26 protein-coding genes and 1 pseudogene are annotated in these 20,853 nt (G+C 66.2%); 6 read left to right on the plus strand and 21 right to left on the minus strand.

Annotated elements, in window-relative coordinates; translation table 11 throughout:
• Window positions 1–86: 86 nt before the first annotated feature.
• The 12 genes from EBN03_RS28090 to EBN03_RS28140 all read right to left on the minus strand — a co-directional run bounded on the left by EBN03_RS28090 (window position 87) and on the right by EBN03_RS28140 (window position 6,381).
• The gene (locus EBN03_RS28090; protein WP_122191160.1) at window positions 87–395 is read right to left on the minus strand and encodes a gas vesicle protein K; all 309 of its coding nucleotides are present in this window, start codon (window positions 393–395) and stop codon (window positions 87–89) included.
• Window positions 388–609: a gas vesicle protein gene (locus EBN03_RS28095; protein ID WP_122191161.1), complete on the minus strand. Its 222-nt coding sequence runs from the start codon at window positions 607–609 to the stop codon at window positions 388–390. The genes EBN03_RS28090 and EBN03_RS28095 overlap by 8 nt, the downstream gene beginning before the upstream one ends.
• Complete coding sequence (locus EBN03_RS28100; protein ID WP_122191162.1) at window positions 606–1,397, minus strand: GvpL/GvpF family gas vesicle protein; 792 nt, start codon at window positions 1,395–1,397, stop codon at window positions 606–608. The genes EBN03_RS28095 and EBN03_RS28100 overlap by 4 nt, the downstream gene beginning before the upstream one ends.
• Window positions 1,394–1,780, minus strand: a complete 387-nt coding sequence (locus tag EBN03_RS28105; RefSeq protein ID WP_122191163.1) for a gas vesicle protein — start codon at window positions 1,778–1,780, stop codon at window positions 1,394–1,396. Before EBN03_RS28105 ends, EBN03_RS28100 begins: the two co-directional genes overlap by 4 nt.
• Complete coding sequence (gene gvpO, locus EBN03_RS28110; RefSeq protein ID WP_122191164.1) at window positions 1,777–2,112, minus strand: gas vesicle protein GvpO; 336 nt, start codon at window positions 2,110–2,112, stop codon at window positions 1,777–1,779. The genes EBN03_RS28105 and gvpO overlap by 4 nt, the downstream gene beginning before the upstream one ends.
• 2 nt (window positions 2,113–2,114) lie before the next feature.
• Window positions 2,115–2,369: a gas vesicle protein GvpG gene (locus tag EBN03_RS28115; RefSeq protein ID WP_122191165.1), complete on the minus strand. Its 255-nt coding sequence runs from the start codon at window positions 2,367–2,369 to the stop codon at window positions 2,115–2,117.
• 3 nt (window positions 2,370–2,372) lie between these two features.
• Entirely contained in the window at window positions 2,373–3,134 is a 762-nt protein-coding gene (locus tag EBN03_RS28120; protein WP_122191166.1) for a GvpL/GvpF family gas vesicle protein, read from the minus strand.
• Window positions 3,134–3,538: a gas vesicle protein GvpJ gene (gvpJ, locus tag EBN03_RS28125; protein ID WP_199742995.1), complete on the minus strand. Its 405-nt coding sequence runs from the start codon at window positions 3,536–3,538 to the stop codon at window positions 3,134–3,136. The genes EBN03_RS28120 and gvpJ overlap by 1 nt, the downstream gene beginning before the upstream one ends.
• A complete protein-coding gene (locus EBN03_RS28130; RefSeq protein WP_122191167.1) occupies window positions 3,538–4,728 on the minus strand; it encodes an SRPBCC family protein in 1,191 nt (396 codons plus the stop codon). The genes gvpJ and EBN03_RS28130 overlap by 1 nt, the downstream gene beginning before the upstream one ends.
• Before the next feature lie 5 nt (window positions 4,729–4,733).
• Window positions 4,734–5,375: a hypothetical protein gene (locus tag EBN03_RS33865; RefSeq protein ID WP_147471731.1), complete on the minus strand. Its 642-nt coding sequence runs from the start codon at window positions 5,373–5,375 to the stop codon at window positions 4,734–4,736.
• 111 nt (window positions 5,376–5,486) lie between these two features.
• The gene (locus EBN03_RS28135; RefSeq protein ID WP_122191168.1) at window positions 5,487–5,660 is read right to left on the minus strand and encodes a CsbD family protein; all 174 of its coding nucleotides are present in this window, start codon (window positions 5,658–5,660) and stop codon (window positions 5,487–5,489) included.
• 235 nt (window positions 5,661–5,895) lie between these two features.
• Window positions 5,896–6,381 carry a hypothetical protein gene (locus EBN03_RS28140; protein WP_122191169.1) on the minus strand — a complete coding sequence of 162 codons (486 nt, stop codon included), beginning with the start codon at window positions 6,379–6,381 and terminating at the stop codon, window positions 5,896–5,898.
• Window positions 6,382–6,557: 176 nt separating this feature from the next.
• Between EBN03_RS28140 and EBN03_RS28145 the strand changes: the two genes are divergently transcribed.
• The gene (locus EBN03_RS28145) at window positions 6,558–7,217 is read left to right on the plus strand and encodes a PAS and ANTAR domain-containing protein (protein ID WP_122191193.1); all 660 of its coding nucleotides are present in this window, start codon (window positions 6,558–6,560) and stop codon (window positions 7,215–7,217) included.
• Between the two features lie 84 nt (window positions 7,218–7,301).
• Here EBN03_RS28145 and EBN03_RS28150 read toward each other — a convergent pair whose 3' ends face one another.
• Window positions 7,302–7,862 (minus strand): hemerythrin domain-containing protein, encoded by a 561-nt coding sequence (locus EBN03_RS28150; RefSeq protein ID WP_122191170.1) that lies wholly within the window; start codon window positions 7,860–7,862, stop codon window positions 7,302–7,304.
• A 206-nt stretch (window positions 7,863–8,068) separates the two neighbouring features.
• On the opposite strand from EBN03_RS28150, the gene EBN03_RS28155 reads away from it, so the two are divergent.
• On the plus strand, window positions 8,069–8,398 hold the full coding sequence (locus tag EBN03_RS28155; RefSeq protein ID WP_233608690.1) for a hypothetical protein: 330 nt from the start codon (window positions 8,069–8,071) through the stop codon (window positions 8,396–8,398).
• 93 nt (window positions 8,399–8,491) lie between these two features.
• Here the strand turns inward: EBN03_RS28155 and EBN03_RS28160 are convergent, their stop codons facing one another.
• Both EBN03_RS28160 and EBN03_RS28165 read right to left on the minus strand, forming a co-directional pair.
• A complete protein-coding gene (locus EBN03_RS28160; protein ID WP_122191171.1) occupies window positions 8,492–9,064 on the minus strand; it encodes a TetR/AcrR family transcriptional regulator in 573 nt (190 codons plus the stop codon).
• 111 nt (window positions 9,065–9,175) lie between these two features.
• Window positions 9,176–10,306, minus strand: coding sequence for an agmatine deiminase family protein (locus EBN03_RS28165; protein ID WP_122191172.1), 1,131 nt, complete (start codon window positions 10,304–10,306; stop codon window positions 9,176–9,178).
• Window positions 10,307–10,875: 569 nt separating this feature from the next.
• Between EBN03_RS28165 and EBN03_RS28170 the strand changes: the two genes are divergently transcribed.
• On the plus strand, window positions 10,876–11,502 hold the full coding sequence (locus EBN03_RS28170) for a PAS and ANTAR domain-containing protein (protein WP_122191195.1): 627 nt from the start codon (window positions 10,876–10,878) through the stop codon (window positions 11,500–11,502).
• Between the two features lie 127 nt (window positions 11,503–11,629).
• On the opposite strand, the gene EBN03_RS28175 is transcribed toward EBN03_RS28170, so the two are convergent.
• The 5 genes from EBN03_RS28175 to EBN03_RS28195 form a co-directional block, all read right to left on the minus strand.
• The gene (locus EBN03_RS28175; RefSeq protein ID WP_147471732.1) at window positions 11,630–12,997 is read right to left on the minus strand and encodes a hypothetical protein; all 1,368 of its coding nucleotides are present in this window, start codon (window positions 12,995–12,997) and stop codon (window positions 11,630–11,632) included.
• Window positions 12,998–13,177: 180 nt separating this feature from the next.
• Window positions 13,178–13,837: a GAP family protein gene (locus EBN03_RS28180; protein WP_122191174.1), complete on the minus strand. Its 660-nt coding sequence runs from the start codon at window positions 13,835–13,837 to the stop codon at window positions 13,178–13,180.
• Window positions 13,834–14,850, minus strand: coding sequence for a hypothetical protein (locus EBN03_RS28185; protein WP_122191175.1), 1,017 nt, complete (start codon window positions 14,848–14,850; stop codon window positions 13,834–13,836). Before EBN03_RS28185 ends, EBN03_RS28180 begins: the two co-directional genes overlap by 4 nt.
• Entirely contained in the window at window positions 14,847–16,178 is a 1,332-nt protein-coding gene (locus tag EBN03_RS28190; RefSeq protein ID WP_122191176.1) for a Dyp-type peroxidase, read from the minus strand. Before EBN03_RS28190 ends, EBN03_RS28185 begins: the two co-directional genes overlap by 4 nt.
• An 11-nt stretch (window positions 16,179–16,189) precedes the next feature.
• Window positions 16,190–16,750: a hypothetical protein gene (locus tag EBN03_RS28195; RefSeq protein WP_122191177.1), complete on the minus strand. Its 561-nt coding sequence runs from the start codon at window positions 16,748–16,750 to the stop codon at window positions 16,190–16,192.
• A 118-nt stretch (window positions 16,751–16,868) separates the two neighbouring features.
• On the opposite strand from EBN03_RS28195, the gene EBN03_RS28200 reads away from it, so the two are divergent.
• Both EBN03_RS28200 and EBN03_RS28205 read left to right on the plus strand, forming a co-directional pair.
• The gene (locus tag EBN03_RS28200) at window positions 16,869–17,882 is read left to right on the plus strand and encodes an AraC family transcriptional regulator (RefSeq protein ID WP_122191178.1); all 1,014 of its coding nucleotides are present in this window, start codon (window positions 16,869–16,871) and stop codon (window positions 17,880–17,882) included.
• Window positions 17,883–18,489: 607 nt separating this feature from the next.
• Window positions 18,490–18,939 carry a hypothetical protein gene (locus EBN03_RS28205; protein ID WP_122191179.1) on the plus strand — a complete coding sequence of 150 codons (450 nt, stop codon included), beginning with the start codon at window positions 18,490–18,492 and terminating at the stop codon, window positions 18,937–18,939.
• Window positions 18,940–19,256: 317 nt separating this feature from the next.
• On the opposite strand, the pseudogene EBN03_RS28210 reads toward EBN03_RS28205, so the two are convergent.
• Window positions 19,257–19,687: pseudogene (locus EBN03_RS28210) on the minus strand (dihydrofolate reductase family protein); the annotation flags it as partial.
• A gap of 152 nt (window positions 19,688–19,839) precedes the next feature.
• Here EBN03_RS28210 and EBN03_RS28215 point away from each other — a divergent pair.
• Window positions 19,840–20,229, plus strand: coding sequence for a hypothetical protein (locus EBN03_RS28215; RefSeq protein WP_122191180.1), 390 nt, complete (start codon window positions 19,840–19,842; stop codon window positions 20,227–20,229).
• Window positions 20,230–20,853 lie beyond the last annotated feature (624 nt).

Below are 20,853 nucleotides of genomic sequence, written 5' to 3' on the forward strand. Positions count from 1 at the left end.
CCTCACCGTCGCCGCCCAGCATCAGTACCGTCGTCGGTGTTGTGGGCCGTGGAGACCGCACACCCGATCCTCCACACCTCACACTTCTACGGGCGATCGATCGCCGCAGGTGGGAGGAGGGGGCCGAGAGGGCCCAGATCGATGTTGAGGTCCTCCGGTGTGAGTCCGAAGTGTTCGCGTAGTTCGTCCATACGTTGTTCCAGCAACATCAGGGTGGTGCCGATGCGTTCGACCTGGGCCTCGGTGAGGTCGCCTGCGTCGACTCGGCGTATCGCTTGCCGTTCCATCAGTTGCCGCAGGAGTTCCACCAGGGTGAGGACCAGCGTTACCAAGCCTCGCTCGACGGATTCCGGGTCGGTGTCGATTCGCGGTGAGATGCCGCCGAACTCAGACATCGGTGATCGACTCCGGTACATCGTCGGTCGCGGACTCGGCCGGTGCGTACAGGGTGCTGATCGAGGAGATGAGGGCACGCAACGAGATCTGGACCAGGTCGACGTCGGCGATGGCGAGTTTGATGTCGCCGGAAATGACTACGCCACCGGCCAGTACGCGGTCCAGTAGATCCACCAGCGCGATGCGCCGGTCGGCGTCGACGGCCCGGCTCATTCCGACCCTCGCTGGACGCCTGCGAACGAATACGGTGGCCACGGCCCGGTGAGCTCGAGCCGGATACCCGCAAATTCGGCGTCGAGCGTCGCTACCGTCGCGCTGAAGTCCTCGGTTCGGTCGTCGTCCACGAGGTATGTTCCGTTGAGTACCACCCAATCCGAGCGGCCGCTGACCGCCGGGTCGGTCAACGGTTGACGTCGCCCGGCAACAGCGTGACGCACCAAACGATCGTGAATTTCGTCCGCCTGCTGTGCCGCGTCCCGTTCGACGGTCTCCTGCGCGGACAGTTGCGCGCGCCGGCGGGCCAGGTACGCCGCACCCGGCGTCATCGTGCCGGCTTCGCCGATCCTGGCACCGGCAACAGCGGCCGTGAGTGCGGCGCGATCGCCATAAGCCCGCACGCCCCACTCCGTACGACCGCTCACCAGCTTCAGCGCCGCGGCGAATTCTGCTCGGCGCTCGCCCAGCAGGGCACGTACGCGGTTGTCGTCGTGGAAGACCGTGGCCAGCCGGAGCGGAACGACCGGGCCGCTGCGAACCATTGCCGACACCACCGCATCGTGTGCCCGCGCTGTCGCCTCCAGCCAGTCCAGATCCTCGAAGTTCCGGCGCAGCTGTTGTTCCCCGAAAACCTCCAGCGGCACTGAGCCCACCACAGCCGTCAGGTCGTCCGAAACGACGGCCCGCAACGGCTCGCCCGCGACTCCGGTCAGTTCGGCGGGATCGGGGTGGCCGTCGTGGCGGGGTGCCACCACGTACAGCCACACTGCGAAACCGGCGGTCACGATCGTTCGCGTTCGGACTCGTGGCCGCGCTCGATAGGCCGATAGCCATCGTTCGCGGACTCCAGTTGGGCGATCCGGTCGCGCAGTTGCCTGTTCTCGAGTTCGAGATCCGGCTGCTGCCGTTCCAGCGTGCGAGCCTTGCTGTTGAGCCAGGGATCGGCCTCCCACCAATCGATGCCCACAGCCTTGGCCGTTTCCAAGGAGGCGATCACCAAACGCAATTTGATGGTGAGCAGCTCGATGTCGAGGAGGTTCACCTGGATATCGCCGGCGATCACCAGTCCCTTGTCGAGTACTCGCTCCAGGATATCGGCGAGATTTGTGGATTGGTGCCCGCCCCCATAGGGCTGCGGTACAGACGAACCGCCTCCGACCACCGTCATCGTCGCTCACCCGGCTCGATGTCGGTACTGCCACGGCTGAAGCGTTTGATTCTGCGGTACGCGAGCAGATTCTCGTCGAAATCGATTTCCACCTCGTAGAGCGCCAGTATGTCCGCGGACGAGGGAATGCGGCGATCCTCGAGTGCCTCGATCTCCACGAGCCAACCCTCGTCGATCGGTTGCACCCTGGTGACGCCCTGAACGTCTTTCGAGGTCAGGTTCACAAGGCGATCGACCGCCACCGCGGCCGCCTCCTCCGCGGTCAGGTCCGGCTGTTCATCCGGTGCCGAGCGAGCAGCGTCGGAGTCATCGGAAATGGTGTCGCGGGCCATCGTCACTCCTTCCGGTCTGTCGCCACGCCTTTCTCGGGGCCGGTCATGCGATCCAGGACCTCTTGCTGCACTTGCTCGGCCTCGTCGGGGGACAGCTCACCGGTCGCTACGGCGCGGTCGATTTCCTCGAGCTCGCGCCGCAGATTCTTCGGGTCATGTAGTTGCTGTTCGACCTCGTCTTGGATCAGTTCGCTCACCCAGATCACGCCGCGAACCGGCGCGAAGGGCAACGAGACGACCCAGGTGAGCAGTCCCATGCCTCACCCCTGGGGTGCTCGCTTCGTGACGAAGTCGTAGGCCGCCATCGGGCCGAGCAGGTCCAGCTCTACCCTGCCTTCCCACTCCGCCATGAGCCGACGCAACGCTTCCTCCAGCTCTTTCCTCCGAGCCGATTCGATCAGCACCGCGAGATGGACGGCGTCCTCCTCGTCGCTGGGATCGCGCTGGTTGACCAGCACGTCGAGCTGCTCGAGTTCGGAGATCACCGTCGCGGTGTCCTCTGCTCGCTTGACTTCGACAGCCCGATTGATCAGCTCGCCCAAAGCGATTCGCTCATTTCGGGTGGCATCCTCCGGTTTGCCGTGGATCTCGTCCTTCAATCGGGCGGCTTCGGCATTCTCGTCGAGTAGTTCCCGCAAGATCGCCTCTTCGACATAGCGCCCTCTGATCACGAACTGGGCCCGGCCCTCGAGTTCCTGCAGCGCGGCGCGGAATTCGTCCTCGTTCGCCTCGAGCAGTTCGTTCTCCACCGCATCCGTATCGGTCATCACCGCACCGAACCGCAGCGGCAGCACCGGAGCGACGGCGGCCGATCCGTCCAGCAGTTCGGCATGCGCGGTGAGATCCTGGGGCGTGCCCAGCGGCCGATCGGACTCGAGCGCACTGACCAGCGCGGCGATCTCGCCGTGCCGCACCGTCGCGACCTTCCCCGGCGGATCGCCGACTCCGGTCGCATCTTCTTCGGGTTCGACGTCGGCGGGCACGATTCCGTAGACGTATACCGCTGTCGAGTCGGCAGCCATCACTCCTCCTCGCGTTCGGCCTTGCGCGCTTTCTCGCGCTTTCCCTGTACGTCACCGAGAAAGTCGGTGACCTTTTCGCCTGCTGCCTCGAGTGCGCCCTTCGTCTTGTGCTTCGACGCGCCTTCGGTGACGTCGCCGACGATGTCGGTCAAGCCCTTCGGCTCGTTGCTCGAGATCTCGAGCCGGTTCACGGCCTCGGCGAATCGCAGATACGTGTCGACACTGGCGACCACGACGCGCGCGTCTACGGTCACCAGTTCGATGCCGACCAGCGACACTCGGGCGAACGCGTCGATAACCAGGCCTTTGTCGAGAATGGTGTCCACGACATCGGCCAGGCTGGAAGAGTTCGGACGCGCCAACGTGCTGGTTCCGCCGCCTGCGCCCGCGGGTTCGATGCTCATCAGCTTGCTCCTCGGTTCACACGTTTCGAATGGGTCACCGGGCTCCTGCCCCGGGCCTCGGTTCTGCGTGGCGACGAGTCCGGTTCCTCCTCCTGGTCGTCGACTTCTTCGTCCTCGACCTCGCCTACCTCGTCCGCGCCTTCGTCGTCGTCCGCGCCTTCGTCGTCCGCGTCATCGTCGGCGTCCGCGCCTTCGTCGTCCGCGCCTTCGTCGGCGTCCGCGCCTTCGTCGTCCGCGTCATCGTCGGTGTTCGCTTGCTGCTCGCGCTGCCGCGCGGTCTCGTCGTCTTCCACGACCTCGGAATCGTGTATCTCGCCGTGCCAACCCACGATGTCGTCGCTGTGCAATAGTGCCTCCGTCATGACATACCGCTGGAAGTGCTTGAGTTCCAGCCGGCATCGGCGACCCGCGGCCCGCCACAGATTGGCGGTCTTTTCGAACACTCCCTGCGGGTGGTACACGAGCACCACGAGAATGCGGGTGAAATCCGGCGTGAGCTCGTGGAAGCTGACGGCACCGTCGATGTAGCCTTTGGCGCCTTTGGAGCGCCACACGATCCGCTCGAACGGCACCTGCTCCACGATCGTGGACTCCCAGGTGCGTCTGGACCAGAACACTTTGCCCGTCCAGCTGAGCTTCTCGTCGGACACCTGCTCGACCTGCTCGAGCTTCTTCGTGAATTTCGGAAAGTCCGCGAACTGAGTCCACTGGTCGTAGGCCAGATCGATCGGCACGCCCACATCGATGTGCTCGACAATATTGGTCACTTTCGGCTTCGCCGCTCCGCCTTTGCCCTTCCCGCCGGTCAGCGACTCCTTGACAGACTCGAAGGTGTCCTGGACCGTGTGCCCGAGCTTGCTTGTCCCTGCGCTCATCAAGGATTTCAACGGCGACGCGCCGCCGGCCAACTTCTCCACGCCGGTCACGGCCGCCAACAGATTCCCGCCGCCGCCGGAGGCGTAGTCGTTCAGCCGGTCAGCAGTCCCGGATACGCGGTCCGACAGCCTGGCTACCGCGCGTTCGGCCAGCGTCCCGGCGAGGCCCTGTACGGATTGCTTGAGTAAATCCGTCGGGTCGGCCGATTTCTCTGCTGTCGCCGTGTTCCGGTGCCCGCTTCGCGCCGACCGGCTGCCGGTGTGAGCCGTCTTCTTGCCGACCCCGTCGGTTCTGTCGTGCAATGTCTTCGGCATCGTCCTCACCTCCCCGTGCGGCGCACAGGCGCTTCGTCGGCATCGGAACGGCTACGGCGCCGAGTGGATGAGGCGGCCTTGCGATCCGCGGACCCAGACCTACGAACCGGAGCTCGAGAACCGGTTTTCCGCGTTCGTGTCGTTCCCCGCCGCCTCGGCCGGGCGGCGGATTCTTCCGTGCCCTCCTCATCGGTTTCGTCTGTTGCCGAATCGTCTCGGTCGCCGCCCTCATCGGCGGATTCTTCGCCGGAGTCCGAGACCGTGTCTTCCTCGTCATAGTCTTCGTCTGAATCGGATTCACTGTCTTCGTCTGAATCGGATTCACTCGATTGGCCCAGAACCGCCGGGACGAGCTTCGACCCCTCCTGGAGTCGGGCGTTGAGGGTGTCGATGCCATTGCTGGCCGCGGTCACCGCCGCCGACCGCACTGCACCTCCCAGCTCGCCGCGAACAGAATCCGTGAGCTGAGTCAGCTCCGGCGACGATTTGAGCAACGAAATCCCGCGCTCCACCAGCGCACCGGGCACCTCCGAAGACCGTTTGGCCATCGAGGCACCTACCAGCGCCAAGGCAAAGCGCATCTTGCGTGTGCGACCCAACAGATAACCGATTCCCACCCCTATCGCAATTCTTGTGCCACCTTTCATGGCTCACTCCTTGCTGGCTCGACCGCTGGTGCCACGGCACAGCCGCTGCGATAGTCGAGCGATGAACGGACCGGGGTGCACCCGCATGCGCTCGCCCCGGAATCCTCGTCGTCAGCGCTTGAAAGCGTCCTTGACTTTCTCTCCAGCCGACTTCAGGTCGGACTTCACCTGGTCGTCCTTGCCCTCCTGCTCGCGGGCAACATTGCCGGTGGCCTGGCCGGCCTTCTCCTTGGCCTTGCCACTTACTTGTTGGGTCTTATTCTTGATCTTGTCGGTAGTACTCATAGCAACTGCCTCTTTTCGATGTGTTCGGAGCCGATGACTCAGCCCGGTGACCGTCTTACCCGGGAATCTGCCACCCAAACGAGGCACGTAGCGCCACGGCGATCAGACCGATTCGAGGCCGGCCACGGGCGCACGAAGCCCGCCGCTCCCGGCACGGGGGTCTCGATTTTGCGTCGGCCGGAGCTATGGCGAATGCCGTTGCGGTGGCGAGGGTCTCGCAGATCTTGCGCTTCGATCACGATGAGGTTCGGAAGGCCGCGCGGCCCGCCGTCTCTCGCCAAGGTTTCAGCATCGTGCTCTGTCTGTCGGCCCGCTCGATCAGACCGTCGAAATCGATATCGGGCAGGGACTCGCCGAGCCCGGCCGCGTCACGCAGGGTCGACCACAGTTGCTTCTTGGCATCGATGCCCATGATCAGGATCTCCAGCTCAGTGAACCGGCTCAGCGGAGAGCAGCTGAACACCCTGCCGTTCGGTTTGAACCGGCCGACGCGTTCGGCAGCGACCGCAGCGGTCGATTTCACCCGGCTCACCCGGACTCCCGTTCGGTCCATGATGGCGCGGAATGTTTCGACGTCCTCGGAGATTTCGTGCGCGACCTCGTTCAATGCGGACTCCGCTTCGGTGCCGGCGTTGTTGCGCGCCGCGCGCCTGGCCAGCTCCCGCCACAGGACGCCCATCGCGAGCTGATCGTTGAGATAGATGCCGAGATAGTCGGTCATATCTTCCGGCTACCCGCACGCGGAGAGAACCACGCACGCCACGGGGTGCCCCCAGGGGGGCAACCGCGTACCACCGCCCGAGGAGGTTGGTGCCGGGTTTGGGCTGGGCCGGACGGCTTCCACAATGGGATGATCAATGCGTGGCATCTCCCGCTGAGTCATCAGTCGCGTCCGACCTGCACGAGAGGTCACTCTCCGAGCCAGTATCGACCGGCGAGGCGAAGAATCGGTCCGCCGGCCCGCGAACCGGCAGTTTCCGGTTCTGGTTCGCCACCCGACGCTGGGAGTGGTCGCCCGAGGTGTATCGGATGCACGGATACACCCCCGGCGAGGTCGAACCGACCATCGATCTGCTGCTCGAGCACAAGCACCCCGACGACCGCGACATGGTCGCCGCGATCATCTCCCGCTCCCTCACCGAGGGTTCACCGTTCTCGGGCCGCCACCGCTTCCTCGACACCCACGGCATCGAACACCAGGTACTGGTCGTGGGCGATCGCATCCTCGACGACGACGGGCACCCCGTCGGCACCGCCGGCTACTACATCGACCTGTCGAGCACCATCGCCACTGTCCTCAGCGAGCAGCTACCGGAGCTGTTCGAATCCCGCGCGGCCATCGAACAGGCCAAGGGCGTGCTCATGCGCATCTACCGCATCACCGCCGACCAGGCGTTCGATCTGCTGGTGTGGCGGTCCCAGGAAACAAATATCCGCGTGCGCGACCTCGCCGAACAATTCATGGCGGAACTGCCCGACATGCCGGCCACGAGCGACTCGACCGTGACCAGGTTCGACCACATGCTGCTCACCCTGCACGAGCGCGTCCCGCGCTGATCTCTTCCAGTTTCGGCATGACCGCATCACCGCTCGCATTCTTGTTGCGGCCGTGCCCGGACGTGGGCAATACCCCGGCCTCGATCAGCCGTCGGTCTCGGTCCGCCAATCGCGCACGGCGTCACGAATCCGGTCGAACAGCGCCAGCGGCGGCCCGAACACGAAGTTCGCGGTCGCGGACTCACCCGCGTGCGGATGCGGTCGCGTCGGCGCGACAGCTTCGGCGACCCGTACCGCGGTGGCCAGGCGAGTGCGGTCCCGCGGGGACAAGCTCTGCCGCAACGGTTCGAATTCTTCCTTCTCCTCCATCTCGGCATGTTCGATCACCGACGCCGAGAATGCGTGGAACTTGCTCGCGAATCGGTCGTCTGTGACACCGAGTTCGTAGAGTTCGGCCAGCACATGCTTGGCCTCGTCCTCTTCGTGGAGTCGATCGTCGATGATTTCCCCCGCGACGTCGGCATGCCGCGAGGCAGGGTGCACGACCTGCTCCTCGGCGCTCTCGTGCACGGCCAGCAGACGCACGAGATCCTCGAACGGCCGCTGCTTGGCTTCTCCCACTGCTACCTCGACCTGCCGCAACAGATCCTTGATCTGCGTGTGCTGCCCCTCCAACAGAGAGATGACGTCATCCTCGGTCGGCATCTGTCCTACCTCCGTAGTCGAATGCGGATCACGGTTGTGCCGAACACAACCTCCTGCGACCTACCCGGGGCGTGGACGGCCAAACACCCCGACGGCGCCGGCCCGTTCGGGCTGCCGCCGATGATTCGGGCGACGACCCTCGGGTAGCACGCGGGATATCCGAGGCGGTCCCACCGGGAGCGCCGGCAGCGAAACAGGAGGAAGCCATGACCGAGGTGTCCAGGATGTGGCCGGGTACCCAGGTGGACAGGCCGAAGAGCAGCGGATTCCCCGACAATGCGCGGACATCGCGCGCCCACGCCGGTGAGGCGATCGAGGACGGCTACAACATTCCGGGCATCGTGTTGTGTGCGGTGGGGATCATCGCGCTGGCATGCGCTTTGACCGCAGCCGGGTACGGATTTGCCGGGCGAGCATGGGTGGCGGGCGCGATTTGCGCGGTGAGTTTCACCTTCGGTGGGGGCTGGTTGTTGCTCGAGCACCGCAGGATCAAGGCCAAGGAAGGTCTGGCCCTGCACGATCAGCGCGGGCACTGATCCACCAATTATGGGTCCAAGGGATCCTCGATCCTCGCTCGACTTCCACCGAGACCCTGAGGAATGGATCCGCCAGGCCCAGCAGGCTGGGGTTCATGGGCTGTCGAGTTCGAGGCGGACGGCGTCGGTGAGCAGCGCTCGGGCGCGGCCGAGGTCGATCGTGCCGCTGTGCCAGCGTTCGCTGAGCCCTTCGACAAGAGCGGTGAGCCGTTCGGCGGTGGCGTCGGCGTCGACGTCGGAACTGATGGCCCCGGTGTCCTGAGCTTCACGGATCAGGGTCGCGATGTCGGTGTTCCAGGCGTCGGTGGTGGCGCGCAAGGCATCGCGCAGGTCGTGATGGAACACCGCGCTGGCACGCAGTTCGCCCCAAGCAATGCTGGTTTCCCGGATCTCGTCGATGTCCTGCAGTTCGAGCAGCAGCATGGCTTCGACTCGGCTGCGGGGGTCGCTTCGAGTGAGGGCGGGGTCGGTGTAGCGGACGGCTCGGTGGTTGATGTGTTCGAGAGCCGCGTGCAGCACGCCCGCGCGATCGTCGAAGTGGTAATAGATCAGTGCGGTGGAGACGTTCGCCTCGGCGGCTAGGTTTTCGACGCGCAGACCGCGCACGCCGTCTCGGGCGATGACGCGGACGGCGGCTTCCAAGATCTGGATACGGCGCTTCGACACGAGTCCTCACAGTAGGGCTACGGTGCGGCCGGCCCGGCAGGCGGTATACCGGACCGACCGCACACGATTGTGGCGAATCGCGATGTTCGGGCATGCGACTCGCGGGCCGGACTAGGCGGGTTGCTGTTGAGTGGTGCAGTGGATCCCGCCACCGCCGGCCGCGATGGCGTCGATATTGATCTGCACGACCTGACGGTCGGGGAACAGTGACTCCAAGGTGGACCTGGCGGCCGAGTCCGTATCGGGATCACCGAATTCGGGGGCGATCACCGCACCGTTGCAGACATAGAAGTTGACGTACCCGGCGGCGAAATCGTCTCCGGCGCTTTTCATCCGGATGGTCGAGGGACCTTCCAAGGCCTCCACCCGCAGTGAGCGGCCGCGGGCGTCGGTCTCCGAGTGCAGGATGTCGAGGTGACGGCGGGTGAGGTCGTAGTCGAAGGACGACTCGTCGTTGTCCAGCCCAGCGACCACGACGCCCGGGCCGGCGAAGCGAGCGTAGAAGTCGGTGTGACCGTCGGTGATGTCGTGACCCGCGATACCGGGCAGCCAGATCACCTTCTCGATGCCCAGCAGGTACGCCAGTTCCGCTTCGACGTCGCTCTTCTTCCACCCCCGGTTGCGGTTGCTGTTGAGCACGCAGCTCTCGGTGATGATCGCGGTGCCGTCGCCGTCGACCTCGATGCCACCGCCTTCGAGGACGAGATCGGTGTGCAGTGTCTCCACTCCGGCACGGTCGGTGACGAATTGGGCGACCTTCGAGTCGTCGCGGTGTTGCTGTTTGCCACCCCAGCCGTTGAAGTTGAAGTCGACGCCGGCGCGGCTGTTGTCACCAGTGACGAACACCGGGCCCGTGTCGCGTATCCACAGGTCGTCGATGGCGGCGGGGATCAGCTCGACGTTCGCGCCACCGATCAGGGCCTGGGCGATGCCCATCTCCCCCGGGCGGACCAACATCGACACCGGTTCGAACCGGGCGATCGTCGTGGCGATAGTCGCCAGGTCACGCTGCGCCTGCGGGAGCAGCTTCCCGCCCCAGATCCGTTCACTGGGGCCGAACGCCATCCACGTGCGCTGATGCGGCTGCCCCTCCTCGGGCATCATCCACTTTCTCCCGTCGTGCGCTGTGCTGGTCGGCCCGTTCGAGCTTCCGCCCCACAGCAGGCCTTGGTCGTCGCAGCCGGCCAAGAGCAGGCCGCCGATCGCGGCCATCGAGGTGTGAACGAATGTGCGTCGCCGCATATGGGAATTCTCCTTTGTCGCGGGTGTGCCGCGAGCACCCCGCGGTATGCCGGCGGCGGAAGCCCTACACCCGGCTCCGTGTGCTCGGGTCTCCTGTCGAGTCGAGTGAGCCGCTCGACGAACGACCATAGATCCTGACTGAATTTTCAGTCAAGTCGCACTCCGGACCTCGGCACAGCAACATTGCCCCGCTGCCAGGTGCTCACCAGGCCGGGACGAGATCGGTTGTGCCGGAACCAGCCGATCCGGCCCTCGACGGCGCCCTTCCGGTGCGAACCGTCCTGGCCGGGCTGACATAGAACGGCCCCAGACCCTGCTGCGACCCGGCAGGCCGGAACTTCGCCGAACCTGTGGATGGTCTGCAGATCCGCGATCAGCTGGCACCCAGATTCCCGCTCCGAACCACCGGACCAGGAGCTGGGCAAGAAGGCGTTCGGGGTGGCCGATCCGCACTGGTGAGCGGGATCCCGCGGTGGGAAGATGATCGCGTGGAATCTCCCGTCGAGCCGCCGGCAGAGCCGGGCCCGCCCGAGACGACACCCTCCGAGCCGGTGGCGTCGCCGGAACCGATGAATAGGTCCGCTCGCCCGCGGACCGGTAGTTTCCGGTTCTGGTTCGCCACCCGCCGCTGGGAGTGGTCACCCGAGGTGTACCTGATGCACGGCTATGCCCCCGGCGAAGTCGAGCCCACCACCGACCTGCTGCTCGAGCACAAACATCCCGACGACCGCGACGAGGTCGCCGCGATCATCACTGCCTCGCTCGCTGACGGCTCACCGTTCTCCAGCCGCCACCGGTTTCTCGATACCCACGGCGTCGAACATCAGGTGCTGGTGGTCGCCGATCGCATCCACGACGCCGACGGCCGCGCGGTCGGCACCGCCGGCTACTACGTCGACCTGTCGAACACCCTCGCCGATGTCGGTCAGGAGGCCCTCGACGAGCAGATTCCCGAGCTGCTCGAGTCGCGGGCGGTCATCGAGCAGGCCAAGGGCGTGCTGATGCGCATCTATCGCATCGACGCCGACCAGGCGTTCAAGCTGCTGGTGTGGCGGTCCCAGGAGACCAACACCCGCCTCCGGGACCTCGCCCAACAACTGATCGCAGAGCTGCCCGACATCCCGGCCGCGCCGGAGACGATCGTGGCGAGGTCCGACCACATCCTGCTCACCCTGCACGAACGCATCCCGCACTGATGCATCTGGATCCGCTTCTCGGCGTTCGGAAACGACCTTGATCTCAACCGGTCGGCGCACCGTTCGACTGAAAGGGCAGCGCGCCAGCCGCTCGGCACAGCGATCCCGGACCTCCGACGGCGGACACTCAATGCTGCGGCACGCCGTTCCGTGCCCAGGCGGCAGGCGACGGCTCGGGCGCGGCCAGGGGGCGCGCGGACCGGATCCGCCACAGCAGGTAGACCCCCGCCGCGCAGCCGAGGCTGACCACCAAGGCCATCCAGCCGGGCATCGCGGAGACGACTCCGTTCGGATCCCGATACCAGCGCGGCGAGTAGGCGACGCGGCCGAAACTGCCGCCGCGCAGCGCCACCACCAGACAGGGCACGATCATCACCGCGATCGCCACCACGGCGCTACCTGCGGTTCTGGGCACCGCAGCACCGAAGCAGAACCCGACCGTCACCGCGGTGAGCGTCACGCCGAGTACCGGAATCAACGCATACCGGTGCGCCGCGTCGGCGGTGAGGGCCGCGAAGACCGCCAGCCCACCGGTCGCGGCCAGCGCCACCCACGGCGAGCGCCACCGCCGGCCGGCCGCCAACCCCACTACCACGGCGATGACCGGGAGCGGCGCGGTCCAGTCCGGCCGGGGCACCACGATGACCGCGCTGCCCGCATTGGCCACCGCCACCGCCAACAGGACCACAGTGCCTTCGCGTCCCGGCAGCAACAAAGCAGCGACCATGGCCGCGCCGATGGTGACGGCCGCGGCAACCCCGATCTGCGCGGCTGTACCGTCGTGGCGCACCAGCCATTCCGTCGACAGTACGGTCGCGGTGACCACCACCAGTACGGACACTATCGGGCCCATCGCCAGATCGGTGTTCTCCTCCTCCGTCGGAGGCTCGGAATGCTGCAGGGCGATCCCGGCTGCCAGCAGCAGGGCGGTCAGCGCGAGTAGCCACATCGGCAGCATGTCGGTCGAGGCCCACTGCAGGAGCGGATTGGAGTGACCACCCGGGGGCGGCAGCGAGGTCTGGTCGCCGACCAGGATCGCGCCCAGCGCCCCGACCAGGTACCCGCCCATCGCGGTCGGCTTGCCCAGGACCGCGACCGAGAGCGCGCCGAGCAGGATGCCGCTGAAGACGCAGTCGACGTAGTTGGCGGTGGCGAAGCCTCCCGTGGTGGCCGCGCTCGCCTTCCAGATCTGGATGATCAACAGCATCACCGCGCTTCCACACGAGGTGATCCAGGCGCTGCGCCGCCCCAGCGCGACCACCAGCGCCGCCGACACCACCGCGAGCGCCGCTCCGGACGCCACGGCCCGCGGCAAGTCCGACACCAGCAGGTCCGTCTGCAGTATCGGAATTTCCGAGGTTCCGCCGAGCGGGGTCGGGGCCATCAGCGGGGCCATCAGCAGCAGACCCGCCACCGCCGATCCGAGCAGTGCCGCCAGCGCCTCGATCCACACCGTGAGCCTGGGCGCGGCAATTCTGTTTGGTAGTCGTACCAAGGCGAACCTTGCGCCCATCTCGCCATTTCTCCCTCGGTGATGTGCCGCCATGCACGTTCCGGCAATGGCAGCTAACTCCGAGCTACAGTAACAGCGCACATTGTGCGAATGCTGAGACGTCGAGGCGGTCAGAGTTCGCCCGGCCGTTCCGGTCGGCACGGCCACCGCCACCGCGACCGCTCAGAATCCGCTGACCCCTTTGACGAGAGCCGTGCTGCCCATCACCAGGAACACCACGGCAATCACGGTGTGATTGTTCGCCTGAAGCCAGTTCTTCAGCCGCGCCAAGCCGCCTCGCAGCTGATTCGCCGCGACGGCGTAGCCGCCGACCGGGACGACCACCGACGCGGCGCCCAGCAGCACGAAGGCGGTGATCGCCGACGCGCCGGCGGCCGGGCTCAGCCCCGCGGTGCCGATCGTCACACCCGCCGAGACACACAACAGCAGGTTCTTGGGATTCAACAAGGACAGCACCAGGCCGAGGCCCGCCGCCTTGGCGACTCCGAGCTCGTCGATGGCCTTCATCCATGCCGGTTGCGAATCGTCCGCGCGGCTGCGCCACTGCCGAACGGCGATGACGACCAGCAACAGACCTATCAGGGTCTTGAGCACCGAGGCCGCGGCAGACGGGTGGCCGGCCGAGTTCATCAGGCCCGAGGCGGCCGCGGCTGTCGCCAGGCCCGTGGCCGCCAGGATCCCGGCCACCCACCCGAGGGCGAATCCCGTGCCTGCCCGTCGCGCGTTGGCGGACAGCAGCATGAGAATCGCCGCCACCACCGGAATCGGCGACAGGGCGACGCCGATCGCCTGGGGCAGCAAGCCGCTGACGGTCGCGGTCATTTCATCGCCGCGAGATTGCGCCAGAAGTTGGCGAGGCTGTCGGTGCCACCGAAGAGGGTGGTGAAGTTGGTCGAGTCGGCCATGACGATGTCACCTGCGCGGGTGGCGGTGGGCGGCAGCCAGATCAGGGAGTTGAATTCGGTATTGCCCGCCTCGATGAAGGGGTGGGGACGGGACAGCTCGATGGGCTGACGGGCGAGCAGGCGCACGGAATCGCTTGCCGGCCCGGTGAGTTCGTAGTGCGGGAGGTGGGGGTGGAAGTTGAAGGTGGTGACGCCGTCGAGCAGGCCGGGGGTGTCGAGATCCCGGTAGGTGCTCAGGGGCGCGATCGCGCGAGTGCCCTCGACGACGGCGGGACGGAGACCGTAGACGTTGCGGACCGGGACGTCCAGGGCGGTCATCAGCGAGCGGGTGTAGGCGCCGAAACGCTGCTGGCGTGGCACCAGCGGGTCGCCGTGGTGTTCGAATTCCATCTGGCGCTGCAACAGGTCGTCGGTGAAGCCGACATCGTGATGGGGAGCCAGCAGCAGCGTGGTCCCCTCCCGCTGCAGCCACTGCTGGATGGCGGCGATCTCCTCGGGAGCTGCTTCCTCTTGTGCCAGTAGGTGATCGAGACCGAAGACCATCAGAGTGTCGGTGTCGGCCAGGATGCGTTCGTCGATGGGCTGGGCGAAGCCGGCCTGGTCGATGCGCTGGAAGACCGCCACCGGGTGCCCGGTCACCGCACCCGCTACCCGCTGGAATTCCAGGGTCGAGCGATGGAACAGTTCGAGCGTGCCGGCGATGCCCTGCAGGAAGTGCGCGGCGTCGTATTCCGGGGTCTCGTAGGCGGGCCAGGTGGCCTGCCGCACCTCGGTCATGGTGGAGAAGCGGTTGTCCAGTTCGGCCGGATCGCGCTGCGCCTCCCAGGGATAGCTCCACGACCAGTAGATGCTGATGCGGCGCTTGCCCGGGGTGTACGGGCGGGCCAGGTGGGCCTGGTTGTAGGTACGGGCCGGGGTGAACGAGCTCATGCGGTTACCTCGCTGTCGGTGAGAGTGGTCAGATAGCGCAGGGCGCGCAGCCCCGGCAGGAAGAAGTAGGCCCCGCCGGTGACGGTGGTGAAGGCCGGAATTCCCTTGATGGTCTTGCGGATCGGGCGCCGCGGAATCTTGAAGTCCAGGGTGCCGTCCTGGTTGCCGATGATCGGATCCCGCTCGTTGCCGAGTTCGTGGAAGGACGTGTCGTTGACCCAGACGTTCTGCGCGAACTCGAATTGGCGCACCAGGCTCGCGCAGAGCACGAAGGCCGCGATGCCGCGGTCGGCGCCGTCGTCGGGTGCCCCCTCCGGCAGATGCGGGCCGTAGGTCGCGCCGCGGCGAATCATGCGCCGGCGCTGCATGTTCACGCCGGTGTCGCGGGGGTTCATCCGCCGGATGTGCGACCCGAGCGGTACCGCGTAGCCGTGCGGATCCAGCTGCCGGTAGCCGAAGTCGTTGTTGCGCTGCATATCCGCGCCGAGCTCCGGATCGTCGGCCTCCGGGGCGAGGACCAGCGGTGCGCCACTGCGCCAGCGGCCCATCAGTTTCGCCGCGAGCAACTCCCGATCCTCCGGCGTATCGCCGTGCTCGGCCAGGAAGTCGCGGAACCGCCCCACGTGTTCACGCAGCCGCCGATAGGCCATGAAGGTGCCGTTGCGCGAAAGGACTTCGGGCACCGGCAGTTCCGTCGGTGGCCCGCTCTCGTCGTCGTAGCCGAGGATGAACTCCCCGGCCTTCAGCGGAGCGCCGCTGCCGGGCGTCGGCTCCTCCCCCGTGCCTTCGATCACCGGCTGCGACAAGCGATCCCGGTAGCCGAAGTGGTCGTGTGCGTAGCCGAACGGGGGTACCGCCTCCAGATCCAGCGACGACAGCACCTCGACACCCGGGCAGGCGGCGAGGAGTGCCCGATGTTCGGCCACCCGGCGATCGCGCTCGGCGGCGTCGCGGGCGAAGAGGATGACGATCGCGTGCAGATCGTCACCGGCGGTCCCGTCGTTCCACCGGTCGGGATGGTTGACACCGGTATCGCCCAAGACTTCGGCCCGGGCGGCCATACCCTGGCGGAACTCCTCCGGAAAACTCGCCAGCGCCCCCGCCGGGACGCCCAGGGCACGCAGCCCGGTCCAGGTGAAAGCCAGTGACACCCATTGCTTGTCGTCCACCGAGTCCCGCAGGTCGGCGACCGACGGCACCCGGTCCGCCATCGCGGCGAGCCAGGCCCGCGCCCCGGCGGCATCGGTGAAGGACAGGAACTCGTAGCGCCCGGTCAGCGCAGGCACCCGGGTCAGCAGAATGTGCTGGATATCGTCGAATTCGAGCACGATCGCTCCCGCTACTGCATCTCGTCGAGCATGTCGGAGAACGCCGCCTTCAGCCGCAGCGCCTTCTTGATCTCGTCGGAGGTCACATACGGGTATTCGCCGTATTCGAGGAAGCTCGGGAACTGGTGCGTGCGAAAGAATTCGATGGCGGCGGCCCGGTCGGTGCGCCAATCCTCGGGAAAGCCCTCGAGATTCACGAATGCGGTGGTGATGCCCGTCGACAGGAACAGGTCGAGGGCGTCCTCGAGGTACTTGTCGAAATCGGTGTCGAAGATGCCCTGGTACTGGAATGTCAGGCCGTCGCCGATATCGAACAGTACCCACCGCAGGTAGTGCAGCCGCAGGGATGCGAGCACGGTCGGATCCTGCTCGACCGCGGCCTGGATCACCCTGCCGTGCTCCCGGATCGCCGCTTCCCGGCCCGGCTTCACCTTGGCGACGATGGAGAAACCGTAGTTGGCCGGGGTCCTCGGATAGACCGGCCCGTACCTGCCCTGTTCGTACTCGAAGTAACCCGTCTCGGGGATGGCCATCGCTGCCGGCGTGGACCAATCCTGATTGGTGGTAGCCATGCTGTCGCCTCTTCCTTCGCGTCGGTAGCTGGGAACGAAACCCACAGTAGGGAGACCCGAGGCCGATCGCTTATCATGGCGGGACAGTATTCTGTTCATTTCGGGACATGAGAGAGATATGAAGCCCTTGGCCCGCTACGGCGCACTCCACGGCTATGTGGAGCTGGGCCGATCGCTGGGCATGGATCCGGTGGCACTGCTCCGCGAGTCGGGCCTGGACCCGGCGGGTCTGAGCCTGCAGGACCGCTGGGCGCCCGCCGCCGCGATCGCCGAACTGCTCGAGCGCTCCGCCACCGCCGCCGACTGCGCCGATTTCGGACTGCGCCTGGCCGAGCGCCGCCGCTTCGCCAACCTGGGCCCGCTGAGCCTGGTGATCCGCGAGGAGCCCGACGTCCGCAGCGCTGTCGCCGTGATGGCGCGGCACGAGGACATGTACAACGAGGCGCTGCACACCCGCGTCACCGAACAGAACGGGCTGGCCACCATCCGGCTGACCCTCGATGTCGGACAGCCGGGCGATACCCGCCAATCCGCCGAATTGGCGGTCGGCGTCCTGCACGGCCTGCTCGCCGGGTTCCTCGGACCGGGTTGGCAGCCGGTAGAGGTCCGCTTCACCCACTCCGCCCCGCCCGATCTGCGTGCCCATCACCGAGTGTTCGGGCCACGAGTGACTTTCGAGCAGGATTTCAACGGAATCCTCACCTACACAACCGATCTCGACGCACCCAATGCGATGGCCGATCCCCAGCTGCGCACCTACACCCAGCGGCTGCTGGACCCTGTGCGCCCGGACCGTGCCGCAAGCACTTCCGGCCGGGTCCGCGAGCTCATCGAACTGCTCCTGCCCACCGGCCGCTGTTCGGTGGAACAGGTGGCCCGCAGTCTCGGCGTGGACCGCCGCACCGTTCACCGCCGGCTCGCCGCCGAGGGCGAGACCTTCAGCTCGCTGCTGGATACGACCCGCGCCGAACTGGCACGCCACATGGTTGCCAATCCGCGCCGCTCCCTCACCGAGACGGCCGGACTCCTCGGCTTCTCCGCCCCCGGTAACTTCTCCCGATGGTTCCGTGCCCACCACGGCTGCAGTCCCGCCGAGTGGCGGCGTACCGCGGCATCACCCGAAGCCACCTGAGGCCTTCCGGCGTACCCGGAGCCCGGTGCGGATGTTTCGCCGCAACTGCACCGAGGGCGCCTGCGGGTGGGTTTCAGCTGGCGGACACCTGGACACAATTTTGGAACGGTTCATTCGATATCGCTGACCAGCTGTGCGCCAACGATTTCCGCGTGTACTTCGGCAACGCGACCGGCGCCGACGGCCATCCCGGCGATTCCGTGCACAGTGGTGGGCGGTTATCGATCCGCTACTGCCAGTGAAGCCGGCCGGGACACCGGGATCCGCGCAGATGGACAGCCGCCTGGTGCTGCAAGGAATCCTGCCTCTTCGGCCTTGCCGCGCCGGCCCAGCTGCCGGAACAAGGTGCCCGGTATGACCGCAAGCGGGGAGTCCGTCCGGCCGGGCAGCCGACTCTGCGGCAACGCCTCTTCGGACGGTACCCGCCCCCGCCCAGCGAGTGCTGTTACGATCACCCGGGTTCAATGATGTTCGCTGACTTCACCATTCAGCAACACAGCGCGAGTTCATGAATCCTGCAAGGCCTATCACCGCGGCACCCCAGATCCGAGGACGAACCGTCACGAATCCGGCTCCGCACCTGTTCGACATGAGACGGAGCACTACCGTGAGCATCGTTCGTACCGCCTCCACGGCGCTGATCCCGCTCGCCGTCACCGGCATCGGCGTGGTCGCGGCTGCCGGTGACGCCGCCGCCGGCATCCTCACCGGCAGCGCCACCGTCACCGTGTCCGGGACGACCATCGAGGCGGTCTTCACCGGCGTGACCAGCAATAGCGATCCCACAGCGACCTGTTACATCAGCACGGTCGGCCAAAAGGACAGGCACGGAGTGGTTGTCACCGAGGACGGTTGGGCGTTGTCTGGGTGGCAACTGCCGGCGGGAACGGTCGGCACCTTTCATGTACAGCCCATGTGCGGGGACTCCGGAGATGGGGGCGGACCGGTGGCCGTCGGAGCACCCGTGACGGTGACGCTGCCCTCCGGAGGCGGATCGACCGGCAGCGCTGCCTCGATTCCGTTGTTCGGCAGTGCCTTCGCCGCATCCGGGATCTAGTCCCCCGCACCCCGCACCCATTGTGACTGGGCGGCAACGATCGACGCGGTCGCCCTCGGAAAAGGCATGACCGCCTCGTACCCGCTACAGCAGGCTTCTCCAGCGGTAGCCGGTGCAACCGAGTCCTCGTATGCCCAGACCCACGTGAGGGGCCGGAAACTCTTCGGACGCGAGTTTTTACTTATCCCGAGCACAACTCGGATCTACCACCACCCAGTCTGACACTGAAATCCCCACCGCCTCTCGACATAAAGCGCAGCACCAGCGGACACCAGCGCGGTCAGCGGCATACCAAGGGCATACCTGCGGATGCTCGATCAGTCGCGCTTTGCCTCGTAACGAAGGAGGACCGTGCCGCCCGGGAAAGTGCGATTCTCCAACAGTCGCAGTGATATCCATGACGGCAGTGTCGGGAAGAAGGGGGTGCCGCCGCCTACGGCGGTGGGAGTGACCACGATCCGGTACTCGTCCACGAGTCCGGCCCGCACGATCGGTGCGGCCAGTGTCGCGCCGGCCACCTCCAGCCTGCCGTCGGTTTCGGCTTCAGTTTCGTTACCACCTCGACCGGGTCGCCGCGTTCCAGGCGGGAGTTCCAGTCGGCCGATTCCAGGGTGCGTGAGAACACGACCTTGGGCATGTCGCGCCAGATGCGGGCGAAGTCGACGATCAGGGGGCCGGCGTCCGGAGCCTTGTCAGCGGTCGGCCAGTACGCGGACATCAGTTCGTAGAGCCGCCGCCCGTAGAACGACGTGAACATGTCCACCCGATGGACCCATCCCCATCGATGGGAACTCGCAATTTGACGGCGAAATATCCGAACGGAAATATCAGGCCGTTCGCTTACTCGACGCGATGCCGGCACCTACTTGTGCAGCGGCGCGTCGCATCCCCTCAGGAGACATGTTGAACAACGTCAGGAGAACCGGACCTGTCGCCGTATTCGCCACGGCAGCGGCGGGACTGGTTCTGGCCGCGCCTCATGCGACAGCCAACACGATTACCGATTTCACGGTTACACCCGGTCTCGGCAACGGTTACGGCACCGGCTGCTCGTACCAGGTCTCGGCGACGGTCGAGGAAGATGCCGCCCACGTGATCCTTCTCGATAACGGGTGGCAGCCGCGAAACGGGCCGACTCCCGTGCTGTCGGGCAACACGATCACCTGGACATGGATTCCGGCCGCCACGGGTCAGCACACCCTCGAGGCTCGCTACGATGACGCGTCTCAGACTGTCACAGTCGAGGTCGGCAACGGTATCAATCTCGGCAGCGCTTGCGTAGTGCACTAGCAACTCGCCAGGCTGTGGCCACAGCGCCGATAGCCGTGGAAGTGGTCACGCGAAACGACGAGGGCGGCCCGACCGATCATTCGGCCGCCCTCGTCCGTGCCAGATGCCCGGTCGCCCACGGCGCCTAGTGTTCTGCGCCTGAAATCCGCTGCATAACTGCGTATTCGGCAATGGCGAAGACTGGACGGCCGAAGTCGGGGCCGAAGCTGGTGGCGACCACGCCGCATGGCCCTGGCGGGCGGCGGTGTCACCGGCTGCGAGCGCATTGATCGTGTGCGTCAGAAACTCATCGGTCGCGCCGTGCCGATCGCGCATGAGATCGCCACCCGTTCCCTGCCAGAAGGACTGCGATTCGACGACATTCGACGCGACAGTGGTCTGCTGCCCGCTCACGGTTCGATGTCCCTGTCGCCATTCGTCGGCGAGGGTGAGCAGCGGGCTCACATCGAGAGTCCGGACCTGACTGACCGTTGGTGTTCCCACGACGGTTCCCCTTCTACTAGGTCATGTCTCCCAATAGCTTCAGCCATTCCACGGCAAGGGCCATTACGATCCCCGCCCGATACGTCGAGGCCAGCTTGTCGTACCGAGTCGCCACGCCACGCCAGTTCTTGACCTGCTCGA

The sequence above is a fragment of the Nocardia stercoris genome, from assembly GCF_003696265.1.
GTDB classification, from domain to species: Bacteria; Actinomycetota; Actinomycetes; order Mycobacteriales; family Mycobacteriaceae; genus Nocardia; species Nocardia stercoris.